Raw genomic sequence first — 17912 nt, 5'->3', positions numbered from 1 at the left:
GCTTTAGTTGTTAATCATTTTGAAGTTTTTAGGTAATCGAGACTGTTTTCTTGTCTATTTAAATGAGAATGCTTTTCACTAGATTAGAATAATTATTATCTTTTAATGATTTTATTCTATCACATAGTGTTCAAATTTACTATCAAAAGGTAAAGGGATTGAGCTACTTATTTTCATGTTTAAAACTGGCAAAAATCAGGGAAACCATTTTATAAGTAAGTAAAATGTGAAGGAGGATCATTGATATGTTATTAACTGAGAAATTGAATCAAATCAAACGTGCGCAAGTACAAAAGCCAGATAAAGTGTTTACTCTATACTTAAATACAGACCGCCGTGATCCAGATCGTCAGCATGGCGAATGGAAAATTCAATTAAAAAATGGCTTCCGAAACTTTGAAGATTACTTAAAAGAAAGTGGTAATAAAGAGGAGCAAGAAAACTTCGAGAAAGTAAAAGAAAAAGTACAGGATGAGATCGATACGATTGAAAAAGACTTAAAACGAGGTCTCGTGATTATCGCATCTTCAGATGATCAAATCTGGTTCGTTGAAAGAACGCAGGTCCCAGTAACAACAAATCTATATTGGGAAGAAGAGCCGCAGCTCGACCAGCTTGAACAATTGAGTAACGATTATCCAAACACAGGAATCATTCTCGTGCATTATGATTATGTACGTATTCTTGAAACGGAACTTGGTTTCCTTACGAAGAGTGAAGAATATGCATGGGACCCAGATGAGGATAATTGGAGAATTTACGAAGGTACTACAGGAAGTGAAAATACACCTGGCAACGGAAGCACTGCTCAACGTGAACTTTTCGAGGACAGAGTTAAAGCGAATCGAGAAAGATGGTATAAATCGATGGCATCTAAGCTCGATAAGAAGTCCAAGAATCGTGATTGGGAGAAAATATACGTCGCTGGTGAAAAAGAAGAAGCAGAAGAACTTTCCAAACTTATGAACAAAGAAACAGAAATAGTTGGGAAAAACTATGCTGACAAACGAGATGACGAAGTACTTGAATTACTCGTTTCATAATAGGAAAAAGCAATAAAAAGAATGACGTATTTTGGGATGTCTGGACTTTCCATGACAATCTAAAGAAAAAGCACCTTTTTAGGTGCTTTTTCTAGTTTGAACGTTCTGCTTTTACCGTGAAAAGCTTAGGGATACCCCGATCGTTCATCTTGATATTAGGTTCTTCGACTACTTGTTTTATGATGAGCTTTTCATCTGCTAGGCTCGTCAATACCTCGCCAAGTGTCCACTTTCGTTGGAGAACTGCGTTGGCATTCTCATTATCAGTCGTAAGATGTTTTGAATATGCTACATTCGTTCTTTGGATCGTTGGATCGAAATAATTCCCATCTACTTTATGCTTTTTCCCCTTTGAGGTGATAAGTTTTGTAGAGATAGGATGAAACTCTTGGAGTATAAAATGACCACCAGGTTTGAGTATTTGATTTACGATTTGGAAGAGTGGATGTAAATCAAGGAAGTAGTGGAGAATGCCTAGTTCCATTACAACGATGTCATATTGTTTATGATGTTCTGGTCCTAGCTTTAGAATATCCGAAATATAATAGGTTAGATCAACGGATGCTGCCTGCGATAGTTCTTTTGCATAACGTTCATTCTCATAAGAGAAGTCGATCACAGTTACATTGGCACCTAGTAGTCCCATAGCCGTTGCTTTCATTCCATGAGATCCCATTAAGTTAGCGATGCGTTTGCCTTCTAGGTTGGGTAGATAAGGAAGAAGAGACCTTAGTTTTCCTGAAGGGTTGCTTAAAAGTTTGTCGGCTGCGTCGTCAGGCGTCCCGTGCCTGTTTACTAATGCTTCATAGTTTTGCTGGTTCCAAGCTTGTTCATTCTGCTCAGTTATTCTATCTTGCATATTTCTTAAATAGTCATTAACAAGAGATGCCCATTCTGAGCTACGTTGATAATGATAAATAGATACACTAGGAGTGTTGTAATTTTCCAAAGGGACTTGGATCATATATGGATTCGTACGGATCACTGTATTGTATTCACATTCAATGCTAACTGGGTAACTATCTATTTTGTATGTTGCAATGGATTTCTCATCCGTATGTTCGAGGATAGCTTGACCATAATGGGTATTGAAATGTGAAATAACGGACTCAAAGCCATCCCACTGTATCGAAACACTTATAGAATTACACTCATTGATAACACCTTGCAGCCATAGAGCTGTTTGGTCAATATAGAAATAGGGAATTGATTGATCGTCTAGTGCTGAAGAAAGCTTAAGCACCGTGTTGGTTAATTTATCGGGCATCTTACCACCTCAATTTAGTTACATGAACTTAGTTTGTATAGAATACTATAGCATAACGCTTGCTCATAAGCATATGGAGGATAGGGAGAGATATAGGAACCATGCAGACCAAAAAAGAAGACATTCAAACAGAAAATAAATGGATGAGGAGAGGAAGTACACTTGCGCTCTTTATTTATCTGGGCGCTCTCGTGTACAGTACTCTATTTATTTATAATTACTATCCATACGGGAAATCCGTCAATCTCGTCCTATTTGATAGCATTAAGTTAATGTGGGAGAGTGGAAGCTACTGGTTAATTATCAAGAACATTATTGGCAACATTCTTCTATTTATGCCGCTTGGTTTTTTGGTGCCTCTTGTTCATAGGAAATGCAGATCTTTTTTCGTTATTGCATTGATTGGCTTCACGATCAGTACGATGATCGAACTGCTTCAATACCTTGCTGCACACCGTATATTTGATATTGATGATATCTTGTTAAACGGCCTTGGAGCTGTTGTTGGGTATGGTGTGTATCGTGTTAGTTTATGGATTTATAAAAAAGTAAAGAGAAAATGAAAAAGGCAGCTTGCATAAGCTGCCTTTTGTAATTTATTCTGCTTTTTTCGCTTTGTCTAAAAGCTTTGTAATTCGTTTCGTTAGCATCTTGCGACCTTCTCCCCCAGCTTGGAAATGGCGAAGCTTACCTTCTGAATCAAATACATAGTATGCAGGCACATATTGATTATCGAAAGCATCTGTTAATTTATGATCACTATCAACAAAGATCGGTTGAGAGATATCATGCTGATCAGCTACTTGTTTGATTTCATCTAAATCTAAGTCTTTTTCAGATCGAGGCATGTGAACAGCAATGACGTTTAAGTCGTCACTATATTCATCGCGGAATTCATTTACCATTGGCATTGCTTCTTTACAAAGACCACAGCTGATGGACCAGAAATGAATAAGTGTAAGAGGCTTGTCTCCTACTAAGTCACTTTTAGAAACCTCTCCATTAAACCAGGTTTTTGCACCTTCGAGTTCTGGCAATTCTTCGCGTAGTTTCATTAGGTATCGACTCCTTTTATTGTGGTTTGTTTATAATAATTATTAGTTAATCACAATTATTATTATAGTATATTCATATCATAAGTCAATAAGGACGCTTCCTATATACTATTAAAGTGGCTTGAAAAGTTTCAGCTTACTCATAAATTAGTCGAATAACGCGGTTCTGAACGTTCTGACGCGCTATGGAAAGCAATTCCTAAGAACAAGATGATTAGCATTCCACTAATGACATAAAAGATACTGCCTTTTTCAAAAATATCAATGAACATACCGCCAAGAAATGGACCGAGTATACTACCGATCCCAAAGAAGATTCCTGCTAGAATATTTCCTGTTGGCAATAGGTCAGTAGGAAGAAGGTCAGCTAGGTACGTAATACTTAAAGAAAACAGTGATCCTACTGTCATCCCTGAAATAAATAGTAATACAAAGAGTATTGGTAATGAAGTTGTGAATATAGCACTTGATAAGCAAATCCATCCACATAGGATGCTTACTAGAAGTACACTCTTGCGTCCAAACTTATCGCTTAAGATTCCAAGCGGCATTTGAAAGATCAGGCTCCCAACAACGAATGAAGGGAGAAGGATGGAAACAGCCTTCACATCCATTCCTATCCTCAATGCATATACGGGGAAATTCCCATGCAACGATGCTTCTAGGAAGCCATATCCGAATGAAGGGAGTAAAGCTGCCCAACCGGTTTTCAGCACACTCCAATATTTAATAATCACTCTTTCCGAGCCAGTATTGATTGAATCTGGGTATTCGTTACGTATGTTGACTAATAGTACCCACGTTAGAAGCGCAAGTCCCGACGCTATAAGAAATGGTAGGTAAATCGATAAATCCACTATCCTTGTTGAAAGAGGACCAGCGGCAAATCCTAGCCCAAAAGAAGAGCCGTAAATAGCGATGTTTCTCCCACGCTTTTCTTTCGGAGTACTTGTTGTTATCCATAATTGTGTGGCAAAGTGGAGCAGATTATCTCCTATCCCAACGATCACGCGTAGGATGAACCAGAACCAGAAAGCTTGCCAGATTGGAATCAATGCGATTGAGATGGCCACTAGCAACAAACCAACCGAAATAGCTGGTTTATAGCCATATTTCCTTACAGGTTTCTCAATAAACGGTGAAGCAAATAGTATTCCTATATAGAGAGCGGATGCATTAAGACCGTTCATGCTTGATGAAACACCAGCTTCTTCAAGTAAAATAGATAAGAGCGGTAAGAGCATACCTTGAGAATAACCAGAAATAAAGACAATGGTAATGAGTGTTATAAAGCGATAACGATATTGTTCCATCAACTTCTTCACGCTCCGTCAAGACAATCATATGAGTGCCATTATAATGGAAAAGGTTGAAAAGAACCACCATTCGCATTTCATCGTTCTCTGATTTAAAATAAAGGTATTGAATGCAAAAGGGAGTGGAATTTATGGAATTCAGTATGAAAAAGGAAGAGACAGGCTTTACGGCTAACTTTGAATATGGCACTTTACATATTTCAGGTGATGAACAATACGGCTTCAGACCTTATCAACTTCTGGTTTCTTCAATTGCAGTATGTAGTGGAGGTGTTCTTCGTCAAATCTTAGATAAAAAAAGGATGAAGTATGAAGACATCCAAATTAGTGCTGATGTAACCCGTAATAAAGAAGAAGCAAATCGAGTAGAAGCGATTCACCTTCATTTCACTTTAGAAGGTGATCTGGATGAACAAAAGATCGAAAAAGCACTTGAATTAACAAAAAAACACTGTTCGATGGCTCAATCTGTACTAGGGAGTATCGATCTTAAAGAAACGTTTGAAATTAAGAAGTGACACCAGACTCTGGTGTCACTTTTCTTTCTATAGTTCCAGGGTTTCAGGAGTGTTTTCCCCTTCGTTCATTAATCGAATCGTTTCAGGTGTAATTCTCAATACGATGTAGTTAGGATCTTCAGGAGACTCAAACCACTTGCTTAACGTATCTCCCCAAAGTTTCTCTTTCGTTTCTTTGGAATCATCGATTTCAACTGTGCCTTGTACTTCAACATAGCGATCATGCCAGCCTTCTCCATCATATCCGAGTAGAACATGGACGTTATGGTTTTGCTCAATATCTTCAACTTTATGAGTTTCTCTACTAGTAGGCGTCATCAAAGTAAGATCTTCATGGAAGAAAGTCATGAAGCGTGAGTGTGGTTTATTATCCTTTATCGTACTGAGTGTACCTACATAATTAGATTCTAGAATATCCAATACTTTGTTCTTCACTTCTGTTTGAGACATTGACATAATAATTCTCCTTTCAATATCGACGCTAATCTTAATCTTCCTTTATTGAGCAATTCTAAAACAAGATAATGTGCCATTATTTGCAAAGTGTACCTTTCTGTTTTTCAAGCTCGCTGCATGGGTATACCATATAAAGACTTAATACAAATCAAAGAAGGTAATAAAAATGAATAACACCTATGATTTTACTAAGGGGAACATTTCCAAGCAGATGATCTTTTTCTCACTTCCCATATTTTTCACCAATTTGCTTCAAACATCCTATCAATTTATTGACAGTCTCTGGGTGGGGAATTTACTTGGTTCAGGTGCACTTGGAGCGATTTCTCTCGCCGCACCAGTCATATTCACGGTCTTGTCTTTTATTATTGGTGTGAACAGCGCGACACTGACCGTGCTATCTCAGAGAAAAGGTTCTAATGATGAGAATGGATTAATCGAATCATTAAATGCTTTTGTTGTTGTGCTCACAGTCTTATCTGTCACGTTTGGAATTATTGGTTTCATATTTACAGATCCGATATTGAAATTTCTAGGAACTCCTGACGATATATTTGAAAGCACGAAGGTTTATTTGCGAATCAATTTTCTAGGGATACTTTTTTTATTTGGATACAATTTTATCGGGACAGTATTACGTGCATTAGGAGATAGTAAAACGCCGATTCGTTTCGTATTAGCTGCAGTTATTCTGAATGCAGGATTAGATCCTTTGTTTATTGCTTATTTTGATTGGGGAATCGAAGGGGCAGCATATGCGACCATCATCGCACAAGGAGCAGCTCTGCTTTATGGGATCATCTACTCAGTTTGGAAATCAAAAGTGCCGTTTACAATGCCACATTGGCCTGACGCAAAAGAAACAAAACGAATCACGAAGCTAGGGGTCCCAGCAGGTCTACAAATGATGACGATCTCAGCTGGTGTAACTGCTATCATGGCAATCGTAGCGAGTTTTGGTACCCAAGTTGTAGCAGGGTTTGGCGCGGCACAGCGATTGGATCGCGTTATTATGCTGCCCGCGTTTACGCTTGGAGCAGCGGTTAACAGTATGGCCGGTCAAAATATCGGTTCTGGTAAGTGGGACCGTGTTGCCGCCATTTCGAAAGATGGCATTATTCTTATTCTGAGTGTGTCGTTTACGATCAGTGCTATCATTTTCTTTAGTGCTGAATCACTTGTGTCCCTATTCATTAATGATGCTGAAACAATCGCCTTTGGGACGACATATTTGAAGACGATTGCTTTCTTTTATCCGTTTCTAGGAATTAATTTTGTATTGAATGGTGTCGTAAAAGCAGCAGGGGCGATGGTACAAGTGCTAATTCTGAATATCATTTCGTTCTGGATATTACGAGTGCCATTGACCTACTTATTATCAGAGTGGCTTGGCGCAAATGGAATCGCTTATGGTATTGGCATTAGCTTTATCTTATCGAGCATCTTTGCTGTTGCGTATTACAGGTATGGAAAGTGGAGAGATATTGAGATATTTGAACAAGAGGAAGCAGTAGAAAAATAACGTAAGCTACCGAGCATAGCTCGGTGGCTTTTTGGTTGTAAGGAAATCAATTGATGGATAGGAGATTTGATGGATGTTGGATAAAAGCACACCAACTTGAAAAAAATACTCATAAGAGTTTACTGTACTTTTACTTTTGGAAAAAAGATGCAGACAAAAGGAGAATCTAGAAATGAAGAAAATAGCTCTTATGATTATTCTTCTGACAGTCATCCTACCAATCAATACGATGGCAAAGGAAGCAACGCAAGTCGCTAAAAAGCAGGCTATACAAATACCTGATTCGGTAGTGAATATCTCAAAAGAAAACACATATCCAAATCCAACCCAAGATCAGCCGACTCTTCAGCCAAGTGAGTTAACAAGAGAATTAATCGATTCCACTGACATTAGAATCGAGAATCCTCAGCTTATCCAAATTTTAAATGATTCTCATATCTCTCCATCCAAAATAGCAATCGGTTATCGAGCAAGTATTTATCTTGGTAAATGGCCATTGATGTACGAATCACATGAAACGAATGTAAATTGGCAGTATAAGCAAGCAAATGTGAATCGCTATGATAATAGAGGTGGGAATGGGACTGCTAAGATGTCATATCGTCAAGAAGACGAGAAAAGTGTTAGTGGTGGTTTAACCGCATCGATTCCTTCAAGTGATGATGTGAAGAAAATGATGATCATGAAGGCTTCAGAAAAAACGAAGTTATCACTGTCATTTCAAACGATTATTGGAAAAGGTACTAGAAAAACGAATGTTTATAACATAGCTCCTCTTCATTATGGTACCCTTTCAAGTTATGTACCAGCTGTAAATGAAAAAGGAAAAGTCACGTATGGAGAAGTTTATCTCGTTTTAAAAGGAAGTAAAAAAGGCATTGAGGTAAGAAATGTAACGCAACAAGGTATCGGTGCTTGGATTCCTGTACAAGACTATTTGAGCTTCGAATTTAATACACAAAAATAACCAGCAGAGATGCTGGTTTTTTTAAGAAAGAACAAAGAATAGAATCTTTCTGACCAAGCAAACTAAAGGAAGGCGCACAATAAGGAGGGTAAAATGAAATATATTGCAGCTATCTTAGCACTGGTTATCGTATTCGTTTCGATTGAGGTACAAGCAGTCGATAATCGTTCACATGATTGGTATTTTAAACGAAGTAAAGACCATGCCCCAGCAACTACAGAGCCAGAATTTGAACAAATGCTGAAAAAGTATGGGGGGTATTATATAGGAGATACAGATAAGAAAGAACTTTATGTCACATTTGATAATGGTTACGAAAATGGATATACCCCTAAGGTGTTAGATGTATTAAAGAAAGAAAAAGTACCTGCTGCATTTTTCGTAACAGGGTACTATTTAGAAGATCAGCCTGACCTAATTAAGAGGATGGTCAAAGAAGGCCATATTATAGGAAATCACTCGTGGAACCATCCAGACATGACGGCGATTTCAGATGAAAGAATGAAGAAAGAATTAAAGCGGGTGAAGGAAGAATATACTCGTATCACTGGAGATAAAACGATGCTTTACTTAAGACCACCACGCGGCGTGTTTAGTGAAAGATCGCTCGCAATATCTCAAGATGAAGGCTATATCAATGTATTCTGGTCGCTTGCGTATAAAGACTGGGAAACAAACAATCAAAAAGGTAGTCAGTATGCTTATGATTCCATCATGAAGCAAGTGCACCCTGGTGCAATCCTCCTTTTACATTCTGTTTCAAAAGACAATGCAGAGGCATTGGAGAGAGTCATAAAAGACCTCAAAAAAGAAGGGTACACGTTCAAAAGCCTGGATGAAATCGTCTTTAAGCGTACACTCCCAAAATTATTAGCACCATAGAGCTGCCAGAAATGGCAGCCTTTTTAGTTTAGCTGCGATATCTAGTATTGATGTCTGTAGTTTGCGATAATAACACTAATAAAAGACTGGGGGAATTACATGTGGTCAGAGATAGTACGTCCAGAAGCACCTTACTCGATTCATCGTTTGTTCAGTCGGTTAAGTATGGATCCACTGCAAGCGATTAACACTGCGGATAAAGAAATAAAGATACCTTTAGTAATCAATCATACAAAAGAAGTGATCACCATAAACGCATATGGAGATGAAAAAGATCCTTCTTTTCACTTGAGCGGTGAATTAGAGGAGCATAAGTCCATATCGATACAAAAAGTGAAAGACATGTTTGATTTGGATATGGATACCAATGGTATCATGAAGCATTTTGACGGTACAGAACTTCAAGAGCTCGTGGCTAATTATATTGGTATGCCTATTATTTGTGAGCCTGATACGTATAGCGCGTTAATGAAAAATATCGTTCATCAACAGTTAAATATGAAGTTTGCATATACCTTAACTTATAGGTTCGTTACCAAGTATGGAGAACACAAAAACGGTGTTTGGTATTATCCTACCCCAGATGTCGTAAGTAAGCTTAGCGTAGAAGATTTTCGTGAGCTCCAATTCAGTAATAGAAAAGCAGAGTATATCATTGATATTGCAAATAAAGTCAATGAGGGGGACCTTGATTTACAGCAATTGACCGAGCTCACAAATAAGGAGGTGTACGATAAGCTCTTGCCTCTCAGGGGGGTAGGACCCTGGACGATCGAATGTGTTCTATTATTCGGACTAGGAAGAAAAGATATCCTTCCTGCAGGTGATGTTGGGGTCCAAAATGCTGTGAAGAAACTGTTTGATCTTTCTTCAAAACCTTCAAAAGAAGAGGTTTATGCGTATAATAAGAAATGGTCCCCGTATTCGAGTTATATTTCAATGTATTTATGGGAGAGTTTGAGTGGCTAGATATAAGGAGAGATTCTATTGAAGAAAAAAACAGAAGGAACGGCTCTTGCTCAAGGGCAGACTGTTCCTCTCACAATAAAACGTTTAGGCATTAATGGGGAAGGAGTCGGCTTTTTTAAGCGTACGGTTGTATTTGTTCCAGGTGCTTTGCCGAATGAAGAGATTACTGCAGAAATTACGCGGGTTTTTCCTAACCGTGCAGAGGCAAAAATAAAACGGCTAAGAAAGAAGTCACCTGAACGCGTAACACCTCCATGTCCTGTATATGAAGAATGTGGTGGATGTCAGCTTCAGCATTTAAGTTACGAAGGACAATTGAAAGAGAAAAGGGATGTAGTGGTTCAAGCGTTCGAGCGCTATTCGAAAAATAATACAAAGGTCACTGTCAATCCCGTGATAGGAATGGAAGATCCCTGGAACTACAGAAATAAAAGTCAGCTTCAAGTAAGAAAACAAAAAGGAAAAGTAATCGCTGGACTATATGGGGCAGGATCGCATGAACTTGTTGAGCTTACGAACTGTCTTGTGCAGCACCCTGACACAAACCGTGTAACAAAACAGGTTGTTAAGGTTTTAGACGATCTCAATCTTTCAATACATAATGGAAAGAAAGGCCTCATCCGAACAATTGTGACAAGAGTTGGTTTTGAAACGGGACAAATACAACTAGTTCTCGTAACATCTGAAGAGAAGATACCGAGACAGTCTTTGTTAGTTAAGGAAATTAAGAAAAGACTTCCAGATGTCGTATCAATCATGCAGAACGTAAATGGTAAAAAGACGTCGCTTATCTTTGGAGATCAAACGACCGTTCTTGATGGTGAAGAGGTTATTCAAGAATCCCTCGGTGATTTAAATTTCGAACTGTCAGCTCGAGCATTTTTTCAATTAAATCCTATACAAACAGTGAAATTATATGATGAAGTGAAAAAAGCTGCGAAGTTGTCAGGACGTGAAAATGTTATCGATGCTTATTGTGGTGTAGGAACGATTGGATTATGGCTTGTTGATCATGCGAAAGAAGTCAGAGGAATGGACATAATTGAAGAATCTATTGTGGATGCCAGAGAGAATGCAAAGAAGCATGGGTATGAAGATAAGATGGAGTATGAAGTAGGAAAAGCAGAAGACCTAGTACCGACATGGATCAAAAATGGATTCAAACCTGATGTTATCGTTGTGGATCCACCTCGTACAGGCTGTGACGATAGATTGTTATCCACAATGATAGCAGCAAAGCCGAAGCGAATTGTTTATGTTTCTTGTAATCCATCCACATTAGCTAAAAATGCAGATTTTTTGGAGCGAAAGGGTTATACCGTCAGTTCTCTACAGCCGGTAGATATGTTCCCACAAACTGCTCACGTCGAGGTTGTAGCTGTTTTTCATAAAAAAAAGAAATAATTCTTTTTTAAGCGATTCCATACTTTATAGCGGAATCGTTTTCATTTTGTGAGAGAGTTCAAAATAAGTAATCAACACTTTCCACAAAGTTATACACATGATAAAAGGTTATTTTACGCCTTATACACATGTTTATGCACATTATCCACAGATTGTAGTGGTTTGTATTACTTTGTTAATTGTTTATAAATTTTATTGAGCACAGTAAGCTTTTTTGAAGTTATACACATTGTTAACAACCTGTGGATAATATATTTCCACAAAAGATAAAAAGGGACCTGTTGAGGTCCCTTTTATCATTTACTGCTGGTCTCTTTTTTCGCGTTGGTTAGCTTGTCTAGCTCTTTCAGCTGCTTTTTGGTCAGCTTTTTGGCCAGCAGCAAATTCGTTAGCGAATTCTGCATCTTGGTTTTGAGCTTGTGCAGGGTTGTTCTGAGTTTGACGTTGTTGCTTGTTTTCTGCTTTGTTTGGACGTTTTGCCATTTGAAATCAGCTCCTGTGAGTAAGTTTGGAGAATGGTTTCTCCACTCATTATAATGGTTTAAAACCGATATAATTATTCATCAATTATGGTTTTTGTCCAGCACGATCTGCTCTTTTAAATTCTCTTCCAAACAATACGTCTTGTGTTTTCGTAAGCGACATTTTTGATTCCTTGTTTTCTCTGCCTTTTTTCTTATCCAACCTCATCACTCATTTCCTATAGGATGGTACTAGCATTGCCATCAGGTTTACATCTATACAGAAGTGAAAACAAAAAAAGTTCCTAAAAAGGAACTAAGCTTCAAGCTGAACTTCAATTGTATCTGAGCGATCACGCATCGTGTGCAATAGATAATTATCGCGTTCAATCTCATAAAGGTGGTAGGATTTTTCCCCACTATTGATCTGTTGGAGTACATTTGGCCATTTGTCGTTTGCCAGCGCAACATAAGGGATTTTTTCAGCTGCTTTCTGTGACCTGACGTTGGCTTTGTTTATACGAAGGAAGATGGTTTGAATCTGTTTTTCGAAAAACAGTTCTTTAAAAAACGCATCTTTTGCAATCTGATTGTAGCCTTTTCCGTGATAGGGACTTCCTATCCAGGTTCCCAAAAAACCTGCATCGTTTTGAATATCAAACAAATTGATTGTTCCAATCGGAGTTCCCCATTCATCAAGAATTGTTCTTGAGATGAGTTCTCCTTGTTCCTCAGCTTCGATAGTTTGTTTTGTTAAAAACAAGTATTCTTCATAGGAATCTGCTTTATGACGTACGAATGGGAAGACAGCTGGGTCAACCATCAAGTCAAAGAGAACATGACATTCCGACAGGTCACGATTTTTAATCATGAGTTTCCCTCCTGTCGAGGGCAGATTTCACCCCACCCTCGAATAATAGTATGTTGAATTATTATTCGGGGTGGGAATCGAACCCACTAGGACCAGTCACTTTGCTGGTGGCGCACCAATTGCCTTCCCATATCTAATTATGAAGTTTTATATAGTTTATTTTAGCTTCAAAAGTATCATACTCGATTTGTTTGTAAATTGATACTGGAATCTTCATTAATTTTTATGAATAATTTCCCCATTTATCATCGTCCAATGAGGACGAGCTTCAAAGTGAAATGGGTGATGTGACCATAAGACTAAGTCTGCATCTTTTCCTTCTTCAATACTCCCGATACGATCATCAACTCCTAAGCTTTTAGCGGGGTTGAGTGTGATCCCTTCCAGAGCTTTTTCTTCACTTAAACCTTCTCTTACTGCTAAAGCAGCACATATATTTAAATATTGAATGGGGACATAGGGGTGGTCTGTTGTAATGGAGACTTCAATTCCATGGTTGTTTAATATCCCATAGGTTGCCCACGTTTTATTTTTCAGTTCGATTTTTGAACGTCTTGTCATTGATGGACCTACAGTAACACGTAAATTCTGTCCACTTAGTTCATCTGCGATGAGGTGTCCTTCTGTACAATGTTCGATCCTTACATCTAAATCGAATTCCCGTGCAAAGCGTAATGCAGTTAAGATATCATCGGCTCTATGGGCATGAATTCGTACTGGAATTTCTCTCTTTAAAGCTGCGATGATTGGAGCAACTCTTGGGTGCTCAGATGGTTGAGATTTACTAGCATTGTAAAACGCTTCTCTCAAAAGTCCGGTTATTCCCATCCTTGTGATCGACTCATTATTAGACTGACTGTGCACTCTCTTGGGGTTTTCTCCTAATGCTACTTTGAGTCCGGCAGTTTTTCGAACAATCATCTTTTCCACGTTTTTCCCGTATGTTTTCAATACTGTTGTAGTCCCACCAATAATATTAGAACTTCCTGGCATAACTTGAACAGACGTTACTCCGAACGAAATCGCGTCCTTAAACGCAATGTCGAGAGGGTTTACTCCATCTAATGCGCGAACATGTGGGGTGAGAGCTTCTACAGTTTCATTCGCATCATTGCCAGCCCAACCCGTTCCTTCGTCATAGAGGCCAACATGGGTGTGTGCGTCGATTAATCCAGGAAGTAGATGTGATCCGCTTCCGTCAACGACCGTCATTTCAGGTTCTTCTTCAATAGAAAGAGCCACTCTTTTAATCAATCCATCTTGTACAAGGACATCTGCCTGATCAAGAACAGGGCTGCTTATTGGGTAAACGCGTGCGTTTTTAATTAGTATTGTCACCATTCATCACCTATTATCGTTAGTTAGGAACAATGTAATCGTAGCTATTATAGTATAGGTACCAAAAACATGAATTAATACGGATTTCAAAAAATCTGCTGGCATTAACCCAGCAGATTCTCTAAGGCATCTTTTAGTTTGAAATATCGGAAAGGATAGCCAAGTTCTTTCGCTTTTTGGGGCAGAACACATTGCCCTTTCAAGACCACTCCACTTTTTTCACCAAGGGCTAGTTGGACAGGAGCTTCAGGAACAGGAACCCAGTGTGGTTTCTTAAGGACATCGGCTAATGTTCTTCCAAATTCGTTCATTCGTTTTGGCTCTGGTGCAGTGACGTTCAGTGGTCCTTGAACGGAATCATGATCTACAGCAAAACGTATCATGCCAACAACATCTTTAATATGAACCCAGGAGTACCATTGCTTCCCATCACCTAATTTACCACCAACATAAAACTTATAAGGAAGTGTCATAAGTGGGAGGGCGCCTTCCTCACCAAGGATGAGTCCAAATCTAGATAGTACAGTGCGGACACCAAAATTCTGAGCACGCATGGCTTCCTTTTCCCACTTATAGGATACTTCGGCCAGGAAGTCAGATCCTGGATCTGTGTCGTTCTCCGTGAAGGATTTGTCTAGCGAAGATCCATAAAAGCCTGTTGCAGAAGCATTCACGAGCACACGTGGTTTATGGTCCAGTTTTTCTATAATAGAAACGATCTCTCGTGTTGCAGAGATCCGGCTGTTTAATATCCTTTGCTTCTTATCTTCCGTCCATCGTCCGCTATTGATTGACTCACCGGCAAGATTAATAATGGCATTGAGATTTTGTAATTCTTTCTCAGGGTGTGCATCATCTTTCAGCCATTTAACATAAGTGACACCTTCTTGAGCGGGCTTATTTTCAGGATTTCTGGTTAGGATAAACACTTTGTGTCCATCGTTCACAAATGATTCTGTAAGGGCATTCCCAACGAAACCGGTACCGCCAGCAATCGCTATGTTCATAACGTTGTTCCTCCTAAGGTTAATCCATTTCTTATAGTAGTTATTTCTTTACCCGTAAAGAGAATCCTTTAATCTAATGCGCTATGCTCATACAATATTTTTGAAAATGATACAATATGGACAAGAGAGGTGATCGTATTGGTGAAAATTACACGTATCACAACGCAAAAGAAAAATAATGAACGGTTTTCGATTTTTATAGATAAAGGAAATGGGGAAGAATTCGGGTTCGGAGTAGATCAAGATGTTTTGATTCGTTTTGAACTTAGAAAAGGGATGGAATTAGATCCAGAGACGCTAGATGACATTCAATTTGAAGATCATATAAAAAAAGGGTTTAATTTGGCGTTGCACTATTTGTCTTACCGCATGCGCTCAGAGAAAGAAATAAAGGAATATCTCATTACAAAAGAAATTGAAGAGGAAGCTTTTCCTTCTATATTTAACAAGCTGAAGCGCTATGGGTATGTGAATGATCTTGAATTTGCGCAAGCATTTGTTCGAACAAAAATGAACGGAAGAAATAAAGGGCCGTTCATCATTAATCAAGAGTTGTTTCAAAAAGGCGTATCTCCTGACATGATTGAAAAAGCACTTGAAGAATATCCGTTTGAGAGTCAATTCGAAATCGCTCATGAGTTAGCTGAGAAGAAAATGAATAAGCTCAAAAGCGTATCTTCGACTGAACTAAGACAAAAGGTAGGACAAACACTTACGGGTAAAGGGTTTGAAAGAGAAGTTATACAGGAAGTAATGAATTCGCTCGAAATTAAGAAGGATAATGAAGAGGAGTGGGAGGCACTCCTACTTCAAGCTAAGAAAGCGGAACGCCGCTTTTCAAAATTAGATATGAAAGATTACAAATATAAGATGAAGCAATTTTTATATCGTAAAGGCTTCCCTTTTTCATTAATCAATCAGTATTTAGACGACTTTATCGATCAATAAAGATCTCAGGTTGGCCATCATCTTGATCAATGATTTGTTTCGCTTTTTCTGCAGGAGACTTTAATCTCGAAGTGTCCTCTATGTGGTTTGTAGAGGACCAGAACGGTGTATCCATTCCTCCCATATACACAGCAGTTGCACTAGCTCCAGTTCCTTCGAGTTCCTTCCAAAGACTTTCCGTGAATCCTCTGACCGCATATTTTGATGCAACATAGACGGTTTCATGCTTCTTTCCTTTAAGCCCAGCTGTCGAAATAATGTTCATAATTCGTCCCTCTACTTGTTTTAATAATGGTAGAAGTAACTTGGATAGAAAGATTGTACCTTTAACATTCGTATCGATCATGTTATGGATTGCATCTTCTTCTATGTACTCTAATTGGCCGAATGCTCCTGTACCAGCATTGTTAACAAGCATGTCGATCGATTGACCATCGTTATGTAACAGTGTGGACAACCGCTTCGTGTCGTTGAAATTCGATACATCGCACGTATAGTAAGCACAAGAACCTCCATCGTTTTGGATTGTGTTACACACGTTCTGAAGCTTCTCTTTCGTGCGACCTACTAAGATAATATGATTTCCTAAGCTTGCCCATATTTTTGCTAACTCAGCGCCGAGACCAGAGCCTCCGCCAGTAATGACGATTGTTTTCATAATTGATTACCTCCTGTTATGTAAGCGTAGCATATCTTTGTCATACCTTGTGAAATGAACTATACTGAAGACATTAGGAACAGGATGTATGGAGGTTGTCATGGATAAACGGTTTAGCGAAATGAATAAAGAAGAATTACGAACAGCTATTGCACAGCTCAGTGAAAAAGCGAGAAGGGCTGAGCAAATGGGAATGGTAAATGAATTTGCAGTGCATGAAAGAAGAATTGCATTAGCTAAATCATATTTATTGAACCCAGAAGATTATTCACCTGGAACGTTATATGAAATTGAAGGAGATCCGGGGTCTTCATTCGTTATCGATTATATGAACGGAACTTTTGCATGGGGCTTTCGTAATGGAAACGAAACGATCGAAGCATTTCCGATTTCGATGTTAATGAAGAAAGAGCAGCAGTAATGCTGCTCCTGATTAAATCTTTTATGATCGTTTGCGGGTTTGAATCTGCAAAACGATATCATTGTATGCCTGTTGCGTTTCTCCATTCACTTGATGGTGAGCATGCTTCGGATTAGCACTGGGTGATTGAAACGGATCTTTATATTTGGGATGAAGTCTATCACGATTATCTTTACCCATAATTTGCGCCTCCTATCGTATGTGAGAGTTAACCTTGTCGATGGTTGGTTTGATTAGAAGCTTTCATTCGCTCCTGAGGATGAGTGTTGGTCGTTCCGTCTGCGCGCTTTGAAGAAAATTCTTCTTTCGCGCGAGGTTCGCCTGAGAATTTAAGATCTGGAAACTTAGAGACCTTCTTTCGCATATCAACGCCTCCCTTTCGACAGTTTTATCTGAACAGGCACAATGTTAGTATGTGAAGAGGTTAGATGCGTTATGTGAGAAGGAAAAGAAGAATGAACGGAAACCGATGGAAACACAGCATGAAAGGAGGATGCCTGATGGAAGATTTATTCGAAAGGCTTGCTCATAACTTACTCGAAAAGAATGACCAACTGTCTTATGGTCAAGCGAGGACGATGGTTGAACTGCTTTGGGAAGATTTCGAATCGTCTAGAGCGAAGGCTGGAAGAGAATATAAAGGCATTGATGTTACAGAAAAAATCGTTAAACAATGGATTGATTATTACGGTCCAGTTCTACACGATTTCATGGAGAATAACCCGAAATACAGAGGTTACTTTGGGGACGATCGAAGTATAAAGCATTAATCGATAAAAAAAACCGGCTGATTGTTCAGCCGGTTTTCA

At 38.7% G+C, this 17912-nt stretch carries 23 protein-coding genes; 11 read left to right on the top strand and 12 right to left on the bottom strand.

Annotation, left to right across the window (positions count from 1 at the left end):
- Positions 1 to 245 precede the first annotated feature (245 nt).
- A complete protein-coding gene (locus SJY16_RS18870; RefSeq protein WP_377891582.1) occupies positions 246 to 1043 on the top strand; it encodes a VLRF1 family aeRF1-type release factor in 798 nt (265 codons plus the stop codon).
- A gap of 91 nt (positions 1044 to 1134) precedes the next feature.
- On the opposite strand, the gene SJY16_RS18865 is transcribed toward SJY16_RS18870, so the two are convergent.
- Positions 1135 to 2310: a class I SAM-dependent methyltransferase gene (locus SJY16_RS18865; RefSeq protein WP_377891580.1), complete on the bottom strand. Its 1176-nt coding sequence runs from the start codon at positions 2308 to 2310 to the stop codon at positions 1135 to 1137.
- A 101-nt stretch (positions 2311 to 2411) separates the two neighbouring features.
- Between SJY16_RS18865 and SJY16_RS18860 the strand changes: the two genes are divergently transcribed.
- The gene (locus SJY16_RS18860) at positions 2412 to 2873 is read left to right on the top strand and encodes a VanZ family protein (protein ID WP_377891579.1); all 462 of its coding nucleotides are present in this window, start codon (positions 2412 to 2414) and stop codon (positions 2871 to 2873) included.
- A 33-nt stretch (positions 2874 to 2906) separates the two neighbouring features.
- Here the strand turns inward: SJY16_RS18860 and SJY16_RS18855 are convergent, their stop codons facing one another.
- The gene (locus SJY16_RS18855) at positions 2907 to 3365 is read right to left on the bottom strand and encodes a TlpA disulfide reductase family protein (RefSeq protein ID WP_377891577.1); all 459 of its coding nucleotides are present in this window, start codon (positions 3363 to 3365) and stop codon (positions 2907 to 2909) included.
- 140 nt (positions 3366 to 3505) lie between these two features.
- Positions 3506 to 4678: an MFS transporter gene (locus SJY16_RS18850; protein WP_377892338.1), complete on the bottom strand. Its 1173-nt coding sequence runs from the start codon at positions 4676 to 4678 to the stop codon at positions 3506 to 3508.
- 134 nt (positions 4679 to 4812) lie between these two features.
- Between SJY16_RS18850 and SJY16_RS18845 the strand changes: the two genes are divergently transcribed.
- On the top strand, positions 4813 to 5199 hold the full coding sequence (locus tag SJY16_RS18845) for an OsmC family protein (protein WP_377891576.1): 387 nt from the start codon (positions 4813 to 4815) through the stop codon (positions 5197 to 5199).
- 27 nt (positions 5200 to 5226) lie between these two features.
- On the opposite strand, the gene SJY16_RS18840 is transcribed toward SJY16_RS18845, so the two are convergent.
- Positions 5227 to 5649 carry a pyridoxamine 5'-phosphate oxidase family protein gene (locus SJY16_RS18840; protein ID WP_377892336.1) on the bottom strand — a complete coding sequence of 141 codons (423 nt, stop codon included), beginning with the start codon at positions 5647 to 5649 and terminating at the stop codon, positions 5227 to 5229.
- Between the two features lie 172 nt (positions 5650 to 5821).
- On the opposite strand from SJY16_RS18840, the gene SJY16_RS18835 reads away from it, so the two are divergent.
- From SJY16_RS18835 to rlmD, 5 genes are all read left to right on the top strand, one after another.
- Complete coding sequence (locus SJY16_RS18835) at positions 5822 to 7177, top strand: MATE family efflux transporter (RefSeq protein ID WP_377891574.1); 1356 nt, start codon at positions 5822 to 5824, stop codon at positions 7175 to 7177.
- Between the two features lie 172 nt (positions 7178 to 7349).
- Positions 7350 to 8144 (top strand): YfkD family protein, encoded by a 795-nt coding sequence (locus SJY16_RS18830; protein ID WP_377891572.1) that lies wholly within the window; start codon positions 7350 to 7352, stop codon positions 8142 to 8144.
- Between the two features lie 93 nt (positions 8145 to 8237).
- Entirely contained in the window at positions 8238 to 9026 is a 789-nt protein-coding gene (gene pdaA / locus SJY16_RS18825; protein ID WP_377891570.1) for a delta-lactam-biosynthetic de-N-acetylase, read from the top strand.
- 99 nt (positions 9027 to 9125) lie between these two features.
- Positions 9126 to 9995 carry a DNA-3-methyladenine glycosylase family protein gene (locus SJY16_RS18820; RefSeq protein WP_377891568.1) on the top strand — a complete coding sequence of 290 codons (870 nt, stop codon included), beginning with the start codon at positions 9126 to 9128 and terminating at the stop codon, positions 9993 to 9995.
- Between the two features lie 18 nt (positions 9996 to 10013).
- On the top strand, positions 10014 to 11399 hold the full coding sequence (gene rlmD / locus SJY16_RS18815; RefSeq protein WP_377891566.1) for a 23S rRNA (uracil(1939)-C(5))-methyltransferase RlmD: 1386 nt from the start codon (positions 10014 to 10016) through the stop codon (positions 11397 to 11399).
- A gap of 300 nt (positions 11400 to 11699) precedes the next feature.
- Here the strand turns inward: rlmD and SJY16_RS18810 are convergent, their stop codons facing one another.
- The 5 genes from SJY16_RS18810 to SJY16_RS18790 all read right to left on the bottom strand — a co-directional run bounded on the left by SJY16_RS18810 (position 11700) and on the right by SJY16_RS18790 (position 15076).
- Positions 11700 to 11882 carry a hypothetical protein gene (locus tag SJY16_RS18810; protein ID WP_377891564.1) on the bottom strand — a complete coding sequence of 61 codons (183 nt, stop codon included), beginning with the start codon at positions 11880 to 11882 and terminating at the stop codon, positions 11700 to 11702.
- A gap of 84 nt (positions 11883 to 11966) precedes the next feature.
- Entirely contained in the window at positions 11967 to 12083 is a 117-nt protein-coding gene (locus SJY16_RS18805; protein ID WP_377891562.1) for a YfhE family protein, read from the bottom strand.
- 93 nt (positions 12084 to 12176) lie between these two features.
- Complete coding sequence (locus tag SJY16_RS18800) at positions 12177 to 12731, bottom strand: GNAT family N-acetyltransferase (protein WP_377891560.1); 555 nt, start codon at positions 12729 to 12731, stop codon at positions 12177 to 12179.
- A gap of 216 nt (positions 12732 to 12947) precedes the next feature.
- Positions 12948 to 14072, bottom strand: coding sequence for an amidohydrolase (locus SJY16_RS18795; protein ID WP_377891559.1), 1125 nt, complete (start codon positions 14070 to 14072; stop codon positions 12948 to 12950).
- Positions 14073 to 14173: 101 nt separating this feature from the next.
- Positions 14174 to 15076 carry a TIGR01777 family oxidoreductase gene (locus tag SJY16_RS18790; protein ID WP_377891557.1) on the bottom strand — a complete coding sequence of 301 codons (903 nt, stop codon included), beginning with the start codon at positions 15074 to 15076 and terminating at the stop codon, positions 14174 to 14176.
- Positions 15077 to 15217: 141 nt separating this feature from the next.
- On the opposite strand from SJY16_RS18790, the gene recX reads away from it, so the two are divergent.
- Positions 15218 to 16024, top strand: coding sequence for a recombination regulator RecX (gene recX, locus SJY16_RS18785; RefSeq protein WP_377891555.1), 807 nt, complete (start codon positions 15218 to 15220; stop codon positions 16022 to 16024).
- On the opposite strand, the gene SJY16_RS18780 is transcribed toward recX, so the two are convergent.
- The gene (locus SJY16_RS18780) at positions 16011 to 16682 is read right to left on the bottom strand and encodes an SDR family NAD(P)-dependent oxidoreductase (RefSeq protein WP_377891553.1); all 672 of its coding nucleotides are present in this window, start codon (positions 16680 to 16682) and stop codon (positions 16011 to 16013) included. The two genes, recX and SJY16_RS18780, sit on opposite strands and share 14 nt — an antisense overlap.
- Positions 16683 to 16782: 100 nt before the next feature.
- Between SJY16_RS18780 and SJY16_RS18775 the strand changes: the two genes are divergently transcribed.
- Positions 16783 to 17103, top strand: coding sequence for a YfhH family protein (locus SJY16_RS18775; protein WP_377891552.1), 321 nt, complete (start codon positions 16783 to 16785; stop codon positions 17101 to 17103).
- A gap of 21 nt (positions 17104 to 17124) precedes the next feature.
- Here the strand turns inward: SJY16_RS18775 and SJY16_RS18770 are convergent, their stop codons facing one another.
- Together SJY16_RS18770 and sspK are read right to left on the bottom strand one after the other, a co-directional pair.
- Positions 17125 to 17283, bottom strand: a complete 159-nt coding sequence (locus SJY16_RS18770) for a YpzG family protein (protein WP_224885074.1) — start codon at positions 17281 to 17283, stop codon at positions 17125 to 17127.
- Between the two features lie 28 nt (positions 17284 to 17311).
- Positions 17312 to 17467, bottom strand: coding sequence for a small, acid-soluble spore protein K (gene sspK / locus SJY16_RS18765; RefSeq protein ID WP_377891550.1), 156 nt, complete (start codon positions 17465 to 17467; stop codon positions 17312 to 17314).
- A 136-nt stretch (positions 17468 to 17603) separates the two neighbouring features.
- Between sspK and SJY16_RS18760 the strand changes: the two genes are divergently transcribed.
- Positions 17604 to 17873 (top strand): YfhJ family protein, encoded by a 270-nt coding sequence (locus SJY16_RS18760; RefSeq protein ID WP_224885078.1) that lies wholly within the window; start codon positions 17604 to 17606, stop codon positions 17871 to 17873.
- The last annotated feature ends 39 nt before the right edge of the window (positions 17874 to 17912 follow it).

This window comes from Alkalihalobacillus sp. R86527 (assembly GCF_042466185.1).
In the GTDB taxonomy this organism is placed as follows: Bacteria; Bacillota; Bacilli; order Bacillales; family Guptibacillaceae; genus Guptibacillus.
The sequence above is the reverse complement of the archived record's forward strand: the minus strand, read 5'-3'. Positions and strand labels throughout refer to the sequence as shown.